Source organism: Saccharopolyspora phatthalungensis (assembly GCF_014203395.1).
GTDB lineage: Bacteria > Actinomycetota > Actinomycetes > Mycobacteriales > Pseudonocardiaceae > Saccharopolyspora > Saccharopolyspora phatthalungensis.
Map to the genome: position 1 here is coordinate 3,070,395 of NZ_JACHIW010000001.1, position 15,088 is coordinate 3,085,482.

Genomic DNA, 15,088 nt, shown 5'->3' on the forward strand with positions numbered 1-15,088 from the left:
AGGTGATCGGCGGGAGGTTGGGGTGAGTCTTGGGCGGGTTCGGCTTTCCCGACGACGGGGGTTCGCCGCGACAGCGGCCGGTTTCGCCGGAGCGAGTGTGATGGTGTCCGCGGCGAAAACGACTCCCGAGAACAGCGTGAACTACCGGGTGCGGGGCCTGCGGGCTCCCGTGGAGCTGATCGAGGACCGATACGGCGTCCCGCACCTCTACGCGCGCAGCGAGGACGACGTCTTCCTCGCCCAGGGTTTCAACGCCGCGCGGGAGCGACTGTTCCAGATCGACCTGTGGCGCCGGCGCGGCCTCGGGCGGCTCGCCGAGGTGCTCGGCCCCGACTACGTCGAACAGGACCGCGCCACCCGGTTGTTTCTCTACCGGGGCGAGATGGACGTGGAATGGGCGCGCTACTCGAAGGACGCGCAGCGGATCGCGACGCAGTTCACCGCCGGGATCAATGCCTACCTGGACTGGTTGGAAGAACACCCGGTGCAACTGCCGCCCGAGTTCGGCATCCTCGGCTACCGGCCCGCCAGGTGGGAACCGGCGGACGTGGTGCGAATCCGCAGCCACGGCCTGACCCGCAACCTGACCAGCGAAGTCAAGCGCGCCAAAGTCGCCTGCGTCGCCGGTGTGGACGCCGACCTGGTCCGGCAGAGCCTGCAACCGGACCGGCACACGACCGTGCCCGAAGGCTTCGACCCGTGCGCGATGCCGGCGGACGTGCTCGACGTGTTCGACCTGGCCACCCAGGAAGTCGAGTTCAAGGACGGCAAGATCCGCGCCAAGGCGGTTGGCGACCCGGCCACCGAGGGCAGCAACAACTGGGTGGTCAGCGGGCGGCGGACCGCCACCGGGCGGCCGATCCTGGCCAATGACCCGCACCGCGCCTACTCGGCGCCGTCCCTGCGCTACATCGCGCACCTGTCGGCGCCGGGTCTGGACATCATCGGCGCCGGTGAGCCCGCGCTGCCGGGGATCTCCATCGGGCACAACGGGACCATCGCCTTCGGGCTCACCATCTTCCCGATGGACCAGGAAGACCTGTACGTCTACGAGCTCGACCCGGCCGACCGCACCCGCTACCGCTACCGAGGCGGGTGGGAGTCGATGTCGGTCCGGCGCGAGCAGGTGGCCGTGCTCGGCGCGGCCGACCGCACCATCGAGCTGACTTTCACCCGGCACGGACCGGTGATCCGGGTCGACGAGCAGCGGAACCTGGCGTACGCGGTGCGGACGGGGTGGCTCGAACCGGGCATGTCGCCGTACTTCGGCAGCGTGGCCTACCTGCGGGCCCGCAACTTCACCGAGTTCACCCAGTCGATGCGCGACTGGGGCGCGCCGACGGAAAACCAGGTCTATGCCGATGTGGACGGCAACATCGGCTGGGTGCCGGGTGGCCTGGCGCCCAAGCGGGTCGGCTACGACGGCCTGCTGCCGGTGCCCGGCGATGGCCGCTACGAGTGGAACGGCTTCTACTCCGGTGACGACCTGCCGCGACGGCTTAACCCGGTGGCGGGGTTCATCGCCACCGCGAACCAGTTCAACCTGCCCCCGGAGTTCCAGGACAAGGGGCTCGGGTTCGAGTGGACCAACCCGTTCCGCCACCAGCGGATCGTCGAAGTGCTGTCGCAGCAGCGCAAACACACCGTGGCCGACTCGGTGGCGCTGCAGAACGACCAGCTGTCGATCCCGGCCCGGCGGCTGGTCGCCCTGCTGTCCAACCTGGACGGCGGCGAGTCCGGCCTCCGTCGGGCGCTGAGCCTGCTGCGGAAGTGGGACGCGGTGGAGGCGGCCGATTCGAACGCCGCGGCGCTGTTCGAGGTGTGGCTGTCGAAGCACCTCGGGCCCGGTTTCGTGCGCGCCGTGGTGCCGGAGGCGGCCGAGGTGATCGAGGACGCCGACACGTTGGTCCTGCTAGAGGAGTTGGAAAAACCCGGAAAGTGGTTGCCGGACAAGGCCGCTCGCGACCATTTGCTGCTGGAGACATTGCGTTCGGCCTACGCCGAGGTGCGGGAACGACTCGGGCCCGGCGACGGGAACTGGCAGTGGGGCAGGCTGCACCACAGCTTCTTCCAGCATCCGGCGGCCGGGGCGTTCAACGAGATCGACCGCGCCCGCTTCAACGTCGGCCCGCTCCCGCGCGGCGGCTCCCCGGACACCGTGAACCAATCGTCCTACCGGACCACGGACTTCCGGCAGATCAATGGCCCGTCGTTCCGGATGATCCTCGACGTGGGCGACTGGGACTCCTCGATCGCGGTCAACACCCCCGGGCAGTCCGGCGACCCGGACGACCCGCACTACCGCGACCTGGCCGAATCCTGGCGCACCGGGGAATACTTCCCGCTTGCCTACAGCCGGGCCGCGGTTGAGAAATACGCAGAACGCCGAATGCTGCTGCTGCCGGGCTGACGAACCCGTGAGTCTCTTGGTCGCGGTGGCCGCACAACGACTCACGGCTCCTCGGCGTCCTCAGTGGACCCCGGCGGGCTCGACGAGTTCGACGAGCACTCCACCGGCGTCCTTGGGATGCACGAAGTTGACGCGGCTGCCGGCGGTGCCGCGGCGCGGTTCGTCGTAGATCAGCCGCAATCCCTTAGCTCGGATGACCGCCATGGCCGCCTCGATGTCGGTCACCCGAAAGGCTAGTTGTTGCAGCCCGGGGCCGTTGCGGTCCAGGAACTTCGCGATAGTCGAGTCCGCACGCAGCGGCGCGAGCAGTTGAAGTTGCGTTGCCCCGGTGGCGTCGCCGGGCGCGCGCAGCATCGCCTCGTGCACGCCCTGCTCCTCGTTGACCTCTGAGTGGGTGACCTCCAGGCCGAAGGTGTCCCGCTGGAAGGCGATGGCCGCGTCCAGATCGGCTACCGCGATGCCCACGTGGTCCACCGCCGTGACCAGGCCTTTCAAGTCCGCTCGCATAGCCGCAGCCTAGCTCCCGGCCCGTTTACCCGAAATACCGGCGAAACCGAAGATCGAATTGCCCCGGCGAGCGGAGTCAGGTCACCTTGCAACGCATCGGCATGTGGCTGATTCACGTGAGGGGGGCAAGGATGGCCAGGAAGCAACGTGGACCGGTTCACAGGCTCGTGGTCCTGACGGCGTCGCTCGGATTCACCATCGGAGTGGGCATCCCCACCGCGCTTGCCGCCGGCGGCGACGGTGTGATCAGCGGCGGGGACGGCGGCAATCCCAAGGCAGACCAACTGCGCCGAGAGCGGGCCTGGGTGCGGCCCGGGCCGCTGCGGTTCGGGGCTGAGGCGTACGAGGAGGTGCGCTCGGCCGCCACCGCGGCCGCAAGGCAGGCCGACTGCACGATCAGCGCGGCCGACGCCACCCGCCTGACCCTGTCCACGACCTGGCCCGAAGTGGCCGGATCCGGCGAAGCGCCGTCGCCGATGGCGCTTTCCCGCTACGACGACAAAACCGCCCTCGCCGACCCCGAACAACGCGCCAGAGGCCTGTTCTTCAACCCGGGCGTCGGCATCTGGCAGCTCGACTCGGCCGGGCTCGGCGCCCGGGAGACCGCCGGTACCGCCATCGACTCGGCCGGTGCGGCGAAGAAAGTGGCGCCGTACATGGTCGGCAAGTACTGCAACGCGGTGAAACGCGGATCATCCGCCGCGCGGGCCCGCGCCGCCGCGTGGTCGGCCTGGCACGCCTGCGACCAAGGCGCTTGTGAGTCGATCTACCAGCGGCTAGGAGACGACGGCGTCACCAAAGATTCCAACGTCACACGTTACGGCGGTGCGCAGCCGCGCAGTTGCACCTACGAGGGTGCCAAATACGACTGCCTGTACGTCGACCCGAGCGCGGCGCAAGGCGACGACGCCTGGACCGCGCCCGACTTCGGCCCCGCGCCCGTCCCGTCGCCCTTCTACGTCTTCACCTACGCCGAAGGCGGCAAGACGTACGAGGTGCGGTACTGGCTGAAAACCGACTCCGGCGCGAACACCGATGTCTCCGCTTCCAGGGAACTCGGTGTCAACGCCCGCACCAAGCTCTTCTGGGCCGCGGAATCCGATCTCTGCGACACCACCACCGCCACCGGCAACTGCTGAGAGCAAGGGAACCTTTCTGTCATTCCCGGGTGTCGGTTGTTGCGGTCGTGGCGGGGCGGCATGGGCGTCTGCTGAGAGCAAGGGAACCTTTCTGTCATTCCCGGGCGTCGGTTATGGCGGTCGTCACAGGCGGCACTGGGTGTCATCGCGGGTATGGTCCCGAGGGTGCCCGCGAGGCCATGATGGTGCTGCGAGGCAGCGATGGTGTGGCATGTCGATGAAGATGCACCGGGAGGCAGTGGTGGGTAGCTCTGTGATCGTGGCGGGAGCACGCACTCCGATGGGGCGGCTGCTCGGCTCGCTCAAGGACTTTTCCGGCGCACAGCTCGGCGGGGTCGCCATCAAGGCCGCATTGCAGCGCGCCGGGGTGCGTCCGGACCAGGTCCAGTACACGATCATGGGTCAGGTGCTGACCGCCGGTGCCGGGCAGATCCCGGTCCGTCAGGCGGCCGTCGCCGCCGGCATCCCGATGGACGTGCCCGCGCTGACCATCAACAAGGTGTGCCTTTCCGGCCTGGACGCGGTAGCCCTCGCCGACCAGCTCATCCGCGCCGGCGAGTTCGAGATCGTGGTAGCCGGTGGCCAGGAGTCGATGACCCAGGCGCCACACCTGCTCACCGGCTCGCGAGAAGGCTTCAAGTACGGCGATGTCGAGATGCTCGACCACATGGCCCACGACGGCCTGTTCTGCGCGTTCGACCATGTCGCCATGGGCGTGTCCACCGAGAAGTACAACTCGCGGCACGGCGTGACCCGCGAGGAGCAGGACGCCTTCGCGGCGCGCTCGCACCAGCGCGCCGCCGCGGCTGCGGAGAACGGGATCTTCGCGGAAGAGATCGCCCCCGTCGAGGTGCTGCGGCGTAAGGGCGACCCGGTGCTCGTGGACACCGACGAGGGCGTTCGCGCCGAGACCACGACGGAAACGCTCGGCAAGCTCCGCCCGGCGTTCGCCGCCGACGGCACCATCACCGCGGGTTCGGCATCACAGATCTCCGACGGCGCCGCCGCGGTCGTGGTGATGAGCAAGGCCAAGGCCGAAGAGTTGGGGTTGACCTGGCTGGCCGAGATCGGCGCGCACGGCGTCGTCGCCGGCCCCGACGCGAGCCTGCACGAGCAGCCGTCGAACGCAATCAAGGCCGCCTGCGCCAAGGAACAGATCGACGCCGCCGACCTCGATCTCGTGGAGATCAACGAGGCGTTCGCCGCGGTGGGCATCGTGTCCACCCGTGCGCTGGGCATCGACGAGGAGAAGGTCAACGTCAACGGCGGCGCGATCGCGCTCGGCCACCCCATCGGCATGTCCGGTGCCAGGCTGGCGCTGCACCTGGTGCTGGAGCTGCGGCGCCGCGGCGGCGGTGTCGGTGCGGCGGCGCTCTGCGGCGGTGGTGGCCAGGGCGATGCCCTGATCCTGCGGGTGCCGAAGGCCTGACCAGCCGACCCCCGGCAGACCCTGAAATCGACCCGGAGATCCCGCACTGTCGATGATCGACTACCCCCGGCGCGGCTACCCTGGATGGCATGAAGTGGCTTCCAGGGGGATGGCAACGGGCTGACCAGGTCGAACACGAGCGGGCGACCGAACCGGTACGGTCCCGTGGCACCGCCCGCTACGCCTCGGGGCAGGCCGGGTCGCCGGACCCCGCCACTCGGGTGCAGCCCGGTGGCGGGCACCGCCCGACGCTGCTGGGCGCCGACGCGCACGACGTGGACGTAAGCGCTAGCAGCTTCAAGGCGCTGCTCATCGGCGGAGGCGTCAGCGGTCTGCTCACCGTGCTGGTCGCGGCGGCGCTGGTCAACAGCGGCAGCAGCGTCTTCATGTGGATCTGGCAGCTCGTCTTCGGCGTGCTCTTCCTGTGGTTCATCACGGCGTCCCGGGGCATGCTCAACAGCCGCGGATTCCTGATCGACCGCAGCGGCTTCTACGCGCGCACCCGCGGCGAGGTGTTCGGCGTCTCGTGGGACGAGATCAAGGCAGTCGGGATCGGCACGTTGCCGTGGATCCAGCACCGACGCCCGGTCGCCCCGGAGCGCCGTCAAGCGCTGGAGCTTTACCCGGCGGATCCGGGGTTCCCGACGCGGCACCCGGAGCTCGAGCGCTGGCGGGTCGAGGAGTCGCCGTCGATGCCGGGGCTGCCCGGCGAGCGCTACCGGTTTCACCTGCCGCCGTTCAGCCGACTGCCGAAGGAGCTGGAAGGCGCGGTGCAGACCGTCGCCCCGCAGAAGTGGGTCGGGCATTACAAGCGGCACCTCCCACCACCCCCGGCCTAGCGCCTACCAGCCGAGGCTGTCCACCGGATCCGCCGAGGACAGCAGCGGGTCTTCCAAGGCGAAGGTGCGGGCCACCCCGCGCCCGCTGATCGCGGTTTCGAACCGGACCGTGACCCGGCCATGCCCGGCGCCCTGTACCCAGCCGTGACCGAACTCGGCATGCCGGACGTCGTCGCCTGCACGCCAGTGCCTGGCCGGTGGCTCCTGGCTGGGCTGGGCGGCCGACTGGGCGGTGGCGGCCGCGGCTTCTGGCTGGTCCGCGGGGTTGTCGAACAGCGGCTCCTGTTCCGAGGTCGCCAGCCCGGAGTAGGAGACGCCGACCAACCGAACCGGGGTCCCCGGCGGAACGGCGATGGGCAGCAGCCGCCGCGCAGCGGCGGAGAGCGCCGCGAGATCGCTGGTCGCCGACGCGAACGTCTCCGCGCGGCTGATCGTGGTGAAGCCGGAGTCCCGGACCTTGATGGTCACGGTGCGCGCCGCGCGCCCCGACGACACCAGCCGGCGATGCCCGGACTCGGCCATCCCGGTCACCTCGGACAGCAGCTTTACCTGGTCGGTGATGTCGGTGTCGAACGTCGTCTCGGCGCTGACCTGCTTCGCCTCGGCACGCTCGGCCACCGGATGGTCGTCGATGCCGTGGGCGAGGCGGTGCAGTTCGGTTCCGTGCGCCTGCCCCAGCAGCGACGTCACGTCGTTGAGATGCAGGGCGGCGAGTTCGCCGATCGTTTGCACGCCGATGCGGTGCAGTTTGGACTCCGTCACCGGCCCCACGCCCCACATCTTGCGCACCGGTAGCCCCGACAATAGTTCGAGCTGCTGATCCGGCGGCACTACGAGCATGCCGTCCGGTTTGGCGAGGCCAGACGCGATCTTCGCGAGCTGCTTGCCGGCGCCCGCGCCGATCGACGCGGTCACACCGACCTCGCGGCGCACCCGCGCGCGCAGCTGGGTGGCGAATTTCTCCACCTGGGCCGTCGTGGCGCCAGCGAGCTCGGTGGGCTCCAGGAAGGCCTCGTCGACCGAAACCTGCTCGACGACGTCCGAAACCTCTCGGACAATGCCCAGCACCCGTTTGCTGACGGCCTGGTAGACGCGGAATCGCGGCGGGAGCACCACAGCTACCGGGCAGCGGCGACGCGCCTCCGCCATTGGCATCGCCGACCGCGCGCCGAACTCCCGTGCTTCGTAGCTGGCACCGGCGACGGTGCCGCGTGGGCCGAGCCCGCCGACGAGCACCGGGCGTCCTTGAACGGTGGGGCGGGTCAGCTGCTCCACGGATGCGAAGAACGCATCCATGTCCATGTGCAGCACCCACCTCCGCATACCCGCCATTCAACGGGACGCCTCTGACATCCGCGGTCCTGGCGTCGGAGGAATGAGAGGAAGGGAACCTTCCTGTCACCGACGCCGGAGCATGGGAACCTTTCTGTCACGTGGTGGCCAACGGGAGCGGGTGGTCAGCGCAGTTTTGCCCAGGCTTAGGTGGTCATCGCGTCGCGCAGGTAGGCGGCCATGCCCTTCGGCTTCTTGCGTTCGATGCGCCTGCGAAACTTCGGCTGGTTCACGTACATCTCCGCCAACCGCAGGTAGGAGGCCCGGTCCGGGGTCCAGAAGTGGCAGATCCAGCGGTAGTGCTCGTGGATCACCTGCTGGGTGCGGGGATCGTTGCCGGGGACACCGGTGGCGAAAAGTTCCGCGATAGCGGAGCTGATCCGGTTCCAGTCCTGGCCGAGGCGCTGGGCGATCGCTTGCCGCTGGTCGGGTGTCGTGGGGCCGCGGACTCCCACCGGAGTGAGGTTGCCGATCAGCGCGGTGGCGTCCTCGATGGCTTCGGTCTGGTCAGAAGCGGAATTCCCAAGCACCTTGTCCGGCTGCACGGCGTCCCTTCTTCCACTCACGCGCGCGGGCAGCACACGTAGTGATCACCCTCGCGCGATCTCGCCAAGGTGTTCATCTGCCCGTGGCACATTAATTGAGCCGGGGGGACGCTGCGGGTGATTGTTGAGATCCGCTATCACCCTGTAATGACCACGTCATCGCGCGATGCGGTATGTCGGGGGTCAGTCCTGGGCCGGACCAGCGGAGTCGTCACGGTCGTCGGTTGCCGGCTGGTCGGGCGGAGCGAGGAACACCACACCGCGCTCCAGGTCCAGCGGCCCACCTGGATCGTGCTCGCGCGAGACGCCGCCCTGATCACCCTCGTGCTTCAGCTTGCGGCCGGGGAGCAGTTCGCCGTAGTTCGCCATGCCTCCAAAGTAGCCGCGCCCAGCGCGCTCGAGCCGTTCTTGGTGACAGGAAGGTTCCCTTGCTCGCGCCTGAGGCGACTGAAGGTGACAGGAAGGTTCCCTTGCTCGCGCCTGAGGCGACTGAAGGTGACAGGAAGGTTCCCATGCTCCGGCGGCTTGACAGCCCCGTCTCCGTGGCGGGTGTCGGGGATCAGCACTGGGACTTGTAGAAGTACTGCGCCTGCTGGTCCATGTTGTCGCGGGTGATGGCCAGCATTTCGGTCTTGGTCTCCCGTTCAACGGGCTGTCCCTTGATCGCCGCGATGGCGCGCTTGACACCCTCCTGCCCGATCTTGCCGGGATTCTGCGCGATCAGCGCCTGCACCCGGCCGTTGCGCAGGTCGTCCACCTGCTTGGGGCTGGCGTCGAAACCGACCAGCTGCACCTGCCCGGACTTGCCCGCGTTGGACAGTGCGGTCGCGGCACCCTCGCCGGTGTTGAGGTTGGTGCCGAACACGCCGACCAGATCGGGGTTCGCGGCCAGCGTCGAGGACACGATCTGCGCGGCGGTGGCCGGTTCGTTCTCGGTGTACTGGGTGGGCAGCAGCTTCAGATTCGGGTGCTTGGCCGTTTCCTCCTCGAAACCCTTGGCCCGTTCGTCGGTGGTGGAGGTACCCGCCTTCGTGTTCAGCGCGAGCACCGATCCCGGCTTGTCTCCGACCAGCCGCGCCAGGGTCTGCGCGGCGAGCTTGCCGCCCTCATAGTTGTCGGAGGACAGCGAGGCGACCGCGACGGAACGGTCCTCCAGCGCGGTGTCGACTTCGACAACCTTTAGGCCGTTGTTCTTGGCCTGCTGCAACGGGGCGGCTAGCGCCTTGTCATCGGTGGGCGCGATGATCACCGCGCCCGGCTTGGTGCTGACGATGCCGCCCAGGATCTGCGACTGCTCCGCCTGCTCGAATTTCTCCGGGGCCTGCGCGTTGAGCTGGTAACCCTGCGCGGAGGCTTCTTGCCGTGCCGCGCACTCGATGGACACGTAGAACGGCTCGCCGCGCATTCCGGTGATCAGGGCGAGGTTCTTGTTGTTGGGGTCGGTCTGGCCGCTTCCGGTGTCACCGATCTGGCCAGATCCGCAGCCCGTCAGCAGCAGCGCGGCGCCGAGTGCCAGCACGGTCTTGTGCATTCTCATCAGGGTTTTACCTCCACACGCCGATGTGCCGAAGCCGAAAGGTCAGCGGTTGTTGCGGGCCCGCCGACGGCGCTGGTCCAGCCACACCGCGACGACCAGGACCGCGCCGACCGCGATCGGTTGCCAGAAGGGGCGCACCCCGGCCATCACGAACCCGGCATCGAGCACCGCCGGGATGAAAACGCCGATGACGCTGCCGAGAACCGAGCCGATTCCGCCGAACAGGCTGGTCCCGCCGAGCACGACGGCCGCGATTGCGTTCAGGTTGTCGTTGCTGTGCCCGCTGATCGTGGTGGTGCCGAAGTAGGCCAGCGACATGAACCCGGCGAGCCCGGCCAGTACGCCGGCCAGGGTGTAGACGGCGACCAGGTGGCGGGTGACCTTGATGCCGCTGCGGCGGGCGGCCTCGGCATTCGAGCCGATCGCGTAGGTGTAGCGGCCGAAGGCCGTGGTGTGCAGCAGCCAGAGCGCGAATAGCGTGATCACCGCCGCGAGGATGGCCAGGTTCGGCACGACGAGAAAAGACGTTCCGGTACCGAGGGTCTTCCGCAGTGCGCTGGGGACCGTGCGCACGTCGACACCATTGGTCAGCAGCTGAGCGGCACCGAGTGCCGCACCGAACGAGCCGAGCGTGACGATCAGCGCGGGAACTCGCGCGACGGCCACAAGCAACCCGTTGAGCAAGCCCCACAGCGCCCCGCCGACCAGCGCCACCAGCAAGCCGACCGAGATCACCCCCCACCCCGCGTTCTTGGCGTCGCCGCCGCTGAGCCATTCCATGGTCATCGCGGACACAACCCCGGCGAACACCAGCACCGAGCCCACTGACAGGTCGATGCCGGAGGTGATGATCACGAAGGTCATGCCGACGGCGAGCATCAGCAGCGGCGCTGCCTGCACCAGCAGGTTCTGGGCGTTGAACACGGTCGGGAAGGCATCCGGGCGGAGCACGCTGAAAAGCGCGCACAACCCGATGAGCACCAGGCCCGTCCACAGCGTGTTCGAAGCGGCCAGCCGCGCGCCGGGGCCTTTGGCTGGTGGGGCGGCCTTGCCCGCCGCAGCGGAGTCCGGTGTTTCCTGCTGGGTCGGCATCAGCTCGCGTCCTCCTGCGACAGTGCGCCGGTCATGGCGCCGACCAGGTCTTCCAAGGTCGCCCCGGTGGCGCTGAACCGCGCCACCCGGCTACCGAGGCGCAACACCTCGACCCGATCCGCGACCGATAGCACCTCCGGCATGTTGTGGCTGATCAGCACCACCGAGATGCCGGTGTCGCGGACCCGGCGGATCACCTCCAGCACGCGTTCCCGCTGCACGACGCCCAGCGCTGCGGTGGGTTCATCCATGAACACGAGCTTGTCGGCCCACGCGACCGACCGCGCGACCGCGACGCTCTGCCGCTGCCCACCGGACAGCGAGCCGATCGGCACCGACAGATCCGGCAGCGACACCCCGAACTTGGCGAACTGCTCGGCCGCCTGCGCGCGCATTTTCGCCTTGTCCAGCATGCCGAGCCGACCGAGCATGCCGGGCCGCCGGATCTCCCGGCCCAGGAACAGGTTCGCGGCCGGGTCGAGGTCCGGTGCCACCGCAAGGTCCTGGTAGGCGGTCTCGATGCCGTGCGCTCGGGCCGCGGCGGGGGAGTCGAGCGACACCGACTTGCCGGAGACCAGAACCTGCCCCGAGTCCGGCTGCTCGACGCCCGAAAGGCATTTCACCAGCGTCGATTTGCCCGCGCCGTTGTCGCCGACGAGCGCGACGACTTCGCCCGGGTGCACGGTGAACGACGCGCCGCGCAGTGCCTCCACGCTCCCGTAGCGCTTGAACAGGTCGCGCGCCTCCAGCAGCGTTTCGGTCATCTTGGGCTTCCAGCCGACGGCGGGCGGCAATGCACCACCGTGAGGTCGCCTTCGAGTTGCATGGCCCCGGCGGAATGCGGGATGACGGCGGTGCTGCCGCGGTGCAGCGGGAGGTCGGCACCGCCTTGCGAGCGCACCTTCCCGCTTCCATCTAGCACGATGACCACACCGAAGGAAGGTTCGAGTTCGACGGTACCGTGCAGCCGGTCGGCGCGGAAGAAGGGCGCGGCGTCGTCGGCCAATAGCGGAACGCGCGGCGCGGCCTGATCCGCGGTGTGCTTGATCAGCGAGGCCAAGACCGCGTCGTCGATGCCGGAGCGGTTGACCGTCTCCAGTGCCGTCCCTGTGTCCATGCCGAGGAACGCGCTCTCGGCGTCGGCCAGGAAGCCCTGCCATTCCAACGTGATCGAGAAGTCCGTCGGCTGCTGCAACTCGATGATGAACACGCCCGGTCCGATGGCGTGCGGGGTGCCTGCGGGCACGTGCACGGTGTCGCCCGGCCGGACCGGAATTTCGTTAAGCGAGCCGAGTATCGCCGAGGAGTCCTGGGTGGCCACCCAGTGGGCGACGGTCTCCGGCGCGACATCATCGCGGAAACCCAGGTACGCCACCGGGTTCGAGCCCGAAGTGCCGACCACGACCCATGCTTCGGTCTTGCCGAACCGGGAGCCCAGGTGCTGCTGGGCGAAGACGTCCGACGGGTGGCAGTGCACCGGCAGCCGTTGCTCCGCTTCCAACAGCTTGACCAGCAGCGCGGTGCTGTCGCCGAAAGCCGCAACGTGCTCGGCGCCCAGCCACCAATCAGGTTCGGCGGTCACCGCGTCGCGCAGCCACCGCCCGTCCGGCAGCCGGGACAGCCCCGACTCGGCTTGGCCGAATCGCGTCGTGGTGGACGCGACCCAGTCCTCCGGGCCGAACTCGGGGTGTTCACCGCCCCCGCGCAACGCGGTGATCGATGCGCCGCCTCGGTAGAACTGTCGGGGTTGGTTGGCCGGCAGGACGATCGCGGATGCCGCGCTGACCTGATCACTGTGGACAGAACTCACCGTGTCACCTCTCTTTAACCTCTGGCGAGCAGCCGAGTGGGAATGACCACGCGGCGTGGCGGAGCGAGGTCGCCATTAAGCCGCGCGAACAGCAGCTCGGCCGCCGACCGTCCCAGCGCCCAAGTGTCGTGAGTGACCACGGTGACCGGCGGGTCCACGAGATCGGCGAGCTCGAAGTCGTCGAAGCCGACGAGCGCCGGGCGCTGCGGTCGACCGGCCAGCGCACGCAGGGCGTGGATGGTGATCTGGTTGTTGCCGGTCACCAGCGCGGTCGCGCGGTGCAGCGAGGAACGCAACGCGTGCGCCACCGACTCGCCGGTGTGCGGGCCCATCAGGACCAGGTCGGGGACGAACGGCACGCCGGCCTGCGCACAACCCTCGCGGAAACCCAGCAGTCGCTCGGCAGCGGTGTGGATTTCGGGAGCATCGCCCAGGAACGCGATCTCCCGATGCCCTTGCTCGGCCAGGTGGCGCGCAGCGAGCGCGGCGCCCCCGGCGTTGTCGATCAGCACGGTGTCGGCGTCGAGGTTGCCCGGCGGCCGGTCCAAGAACACCACCGGTGTTCCGGAGTTGATCTCGTGTGCGATGTAACCGTGGCTGTGACCGGCGGGAACGACGAGCAGGCCATCGACTCGCCGGGCGCAGAACTCCAGGACCAGCTCGCGTTCCCGTGCGGGGTCCTCATCGGACGAACCAGTCAGCACGTGTTTCCCCTGCACCCGCGCGACTTCCTCGACCGCGCGGGTCAACACCGAATAGAACGGGTTCGCCAGATCGCCCAGGACCAAGCCGAGTGTGCCGGTGCCGGTGCCTCGACGAAGGTTGCGGGCGCTGAGGTTGCAGCGGAAACCGAGTTGGTCGATGGCAGTCAGCACCCTCTCTGCGGTTGCTGGGTGCACGCCGGTCTCGCCGTTGACGACCCGCGAAACGGTTTTGATGCTCACACCCGCGAGCCGCGCCACGTCGTTCATCGTGGCGCGACGTACGTTCCGAAATTCGGACAACGTTGTCATCGCAATCGGAATTGCACCCCGGCGCGCCGGTGCCTGTCAATGGCACCTCCATCTCGTGCGTGCACCTAAATCCGCACTGGCCGCTGATCGCCAACGCCGCCTGGCATCCCACCGCAGCACCCTGGCGGGAGTGACAGAAAGGTTCCCATCCTCGCACCGCGCCGCAGCCGGTCCTCCGCGCCGCGCCACGACACCGCTTGCCCGATCGGTGACAGGAAGGTTCCCATCCTGCGGTTTTGCAGGGGCAGAGTGACAGGAAAGTTCCCATGCTCGCGTCGGCGTCGGGGTTTCGGCGGCGATCTTGTCGATTTAGGTGGTCGGTCAAGCCGTCAAACGTTGGAATGAAAGACAGCTGAATGGCGGGTCTTGGTGCCGCAATCAGACATGGGTGGAGAATTTGAATTGACCTGAATGGCGTCTGGTAGGGCGGTGAACCGGTGTGGCTTGGCAAGGTTGTCCCGTAACGCGGAGCCGACGAAGCCCCGATGCTTGTCCAATAGGACCCTGCCGCGTTTGTTGGGCAGCGCGATTGTTGCGGGTGGACTGTTGACGGTGGCATCGGATCGGCGGGAACGGAAACTCGTCGCCGAGGCGGTCCGTCGCTCATATCCGTGGGTGTAGCAGCACTACGTTGAGCGGGCCCTGGGCGCCTGCCACGTCAGGCCGATCTCCGGAGGCCGGAGGACTTCTTCGTTCAAAAGCACTCCATCGGGCCGAGCCTGGTTACGGTTTCCGCAGGTGGGGGTGTTCAGCGGGGAAATTTCGAGTTGCGGGCAGAGCATCCTCGCCTCGTTCTACGCGGCCGAGTCGCCGGTGGCTGCGCACACCGCCACGCGTTCAACGCCGTGCAGAACCGAAGACTGCGGCTAGGCGGCTGGGCGCACTGATCGAGCACCTCCAGGCCAGCCACGGCTGCGACCTGCCGGAGATCATCACTCCCCCGATCATCGGCGGCAATGCCGCCTACTTGCCCTGGGCTGAGGACCAGACCCGTGTCCGGTGGACCGGGATCGGTGTGAGCGGCGACACCCGGCAGACTCGCAGGGGGTGCCGTTGGAACGGAAGTGGGTGTGACGTGCCGCGTACGTATGCCGGGTGGTTTCGGGCAGTGGCGATCGCTGAGGCGGTCTCGTGGGTCGGTCTGCTGGTGGCGATGGCGTTCAAGTACGGCCTGCAGCAGCCGCTCGGCGTGACGGTCATGGGCTGGATCCACGGGCTGGTCTTCACCGCCTACGTGGTGACCTGCCTCGTCGTGTTCAGTCCGCTGCGCTGGCGGTTCGCGGTGCTGGTGCTGGCGCTGGTGGCGTCGATCCCGCCGCTGGCGTCGGTGTGGTTCGAGCGCTGGGCCAACCGGCGCGAGCTGCTGACCGAGTCGGACTCCGGCGAGCCGACGTTCTGGGGCCGCGTCCGCTATGTTCTGCGCGAGTTGAACTGA

The 15,088-nt window shown here is 68.4% G+C and carries 14 protein-coding genes; 5 read left to right on the plus strand and 9 right to left on the minus strand.

The genetic code is table 11. The features are described 5' to 3' along the window. The first annotated feature begins 22 nt into the window (after window positions 1–22). The gene (locus tag BJ970_RS14190) at window positions 23–2,410 is read left to right on the plus strand and encodes a penicillin acylase family protein (RefSeq protein ID WP_312864246.1); all 2,388 of its coding nucleotides are present in this window, start codon (window positions 23–25) and stop codon (window positions 2,408–2,410) included. 60 nt (window positions 2,411–2,470) lie between these two features. Here the strand turns inward: BJ970_RS14190 and mce are convergent, their stop codons facing one another. Beyond that, window positions 2,471–2,917: a methylmalonyl-CoA epimerase gene (gene mce, locus BJ970_RS14195; RefSeq protein ID WP_184726700.1), complete on the minus strand. Its 447-nt coding sequence runs from the start codon at window positions 2,915–2,917 to the stop codon at window positions 2,471–2,473. 131 nt (window positions 2,918–3,048) lie between these two features. Here mce and BJ970_RS14200 point away from each other — a divergent pair, with 131 nt between their 5' ends. The 3 genes from BJ970_RS14200 to BJ970_RS14210 all read left to right on the plus strand — a co-directional run bounded on the left by BJ970_RS14200 (window position 3,049) and on the right by BJ970_RS14210 (window position 6,324). Then, on the plus strand, window positions 3,049–4,056 hold the full coding sequence (locus BJ970_RS14200) for a hypothetical protein (RefSeq protein WP_184726701.1): 1,008 nt from the start codon (window positions 3,049–3,051) through the stop codon (window positions 4,054–4,056). Between the two features lie 241 nt (window positions 4,057–4,297). Then, a complete protein-coding gene (locus tag BJ970_RS14205) occupies window positions 4,298–5,485 on the plus strand; it encodes an acetyl-CoA C-acetyltransferase (RefSeq protein ID WP_184729093.1) in 1,188 nt (395 codons plus the stop codon). Window positions 5,486–5,574: 89 nt separating this feature from the next. Then, window positions 5,575–6,324 carry a hypothetical protein gene (locus tag BJ970_RS14210; protein WP_184726702.1) on the plus strand — a complete coding sequence of 250 codons (750 nt, stop codon included), beginning with the start codon at window positions 5,575–5,577 and terminating at the stop codon, window positions 6,322–6,324. A gap of 3 nt (window positions 6,325–6,327) precedes the next feature. On the opposite strand, the gene BJ970_RS14215 is transcribed toward BJ970_RS14210, so the two are convergent. From BJ970_RS14215 to BJ970_RS14250, 8 genes are all read right to left on the minus strand, one after another. Next, a complete protein-coding gene (locus BJ970_RS14215; RefSeq protein ID WP_184726703.1) occupies window positions 6,328–7,647 on the minus strand; it encodes a DNA polymerase IV in 1,320 nt (439 codons plus the stop codon). Window positions 7,648–7,802: 155 nt separating this feature from the next. Next, window positions 7,803–8,201 carry a TipAS antibiotic-recognition domain-containing protein gene (locus BJ970_RS14220; RefSeq protein WP_184726704.1) on the minus strand — a complete coding sequence of 133 codons (399 nt, stop codon included), beginning with the start codon at window positions 8,199–8,201 and terminating at the stop codon, window positions 7,803–7,805. A gap of 183 nt (window positions 8,202–8,384) precedes the next feature. Continuing rightward, a complete protein-coding gene (locus BJ970_RS14225) occupies window positions 8,385–8,570 on the minus strand; it encodes a hypothetical protein (RefSeq protein ID WP_184726705.1) in 186 nt (61 codons plus the stop codon). A 190-nt stretch (window positions 8,571–8,760) separates the two neighbouring features. Continuing rightward, window positions 8,761–9,738 carry an ABC transporter substrate-binding protein gene (locus tag BJ970_RS14230; protein WP_376775036.1) on the minus strand — a complete coding sequence of 326 codons (978 nt, stop codon included), beginning with the start codon at window positions 9,736–9,738 and terminating at the stop codon, window positions 8,761–8,763. A gap of 42 nt (window positions 9,739–9,780) precedes the next feature. After that, entirely contained in the window at window positions 9,781–10,830 is a 1,050-nt protein-coding gene (locus BJ970_RS14235) for an ABC transporter permease (protein ID WP_184726706.1), read from the minus strand. Further along, window positions 10,830–11,594 carry an ATP-binding cassette domain-containing protein gene (locus tag BJ970_RS14240; protein ID WP_184726707.1) on the minus strand — a complete coding sequence of 255 codons (765 nt, stop codon included), beginning with the start codon at window positions 11,592–11,594 and terminating at the stop codon, window positions 10,830–10,832. The genes BJ970_RS14235 and BJ970_RS14240 overlap by 1 nt, the downstream gene beginning before the upstream one ends. After that, window positions 11,591–12,640, minus strand: a complete 1,050-nt coding sequence (locus tag BJ970_RS14245; protein WP_184726708.1) for a class I mannose-6-phosphate isomerase — start codon at window positions 12,638–12,640, stop codon at window positions 11,591–11,593. Before BJ970_RS14245 ends, BJ970_RS14240 begins: the two co-directional genes overlap by 4 nt. A 14-nt stretch (window positions 12,641–12,654) precedes the next feature. Beyond that, the gene (locus BJ970_RS14250; protein WP_184726709.1) at window positions 12,655–13,611 is read right to left on the minus strand and encodes a LacI family DNA-binding transcriptional regulator; all 957 of its coding nucleotides are present in this window, start codon (window positions 13,609–13,611) and stop codon (window positions 12,655–12,657) included. Window positions 13,612–14,284: 673 nt separating this feature from the next. Here BJ970_RS14250 and cutA point away from each other — a divergent pair. Further along, window positions 14,285–15,088 carry a divalent cation tolerance protein CutA gene (gene cutA / locus BJ970_RS40410; RefSeq protein WP_184726710.1) on the plus strand — a complete coding sequence of 268 codons (804 nt, stop codon included), beginning with the start codon at window positions 14,285–14,287 and terminating at the stop codon, window positions 15,086–15,088.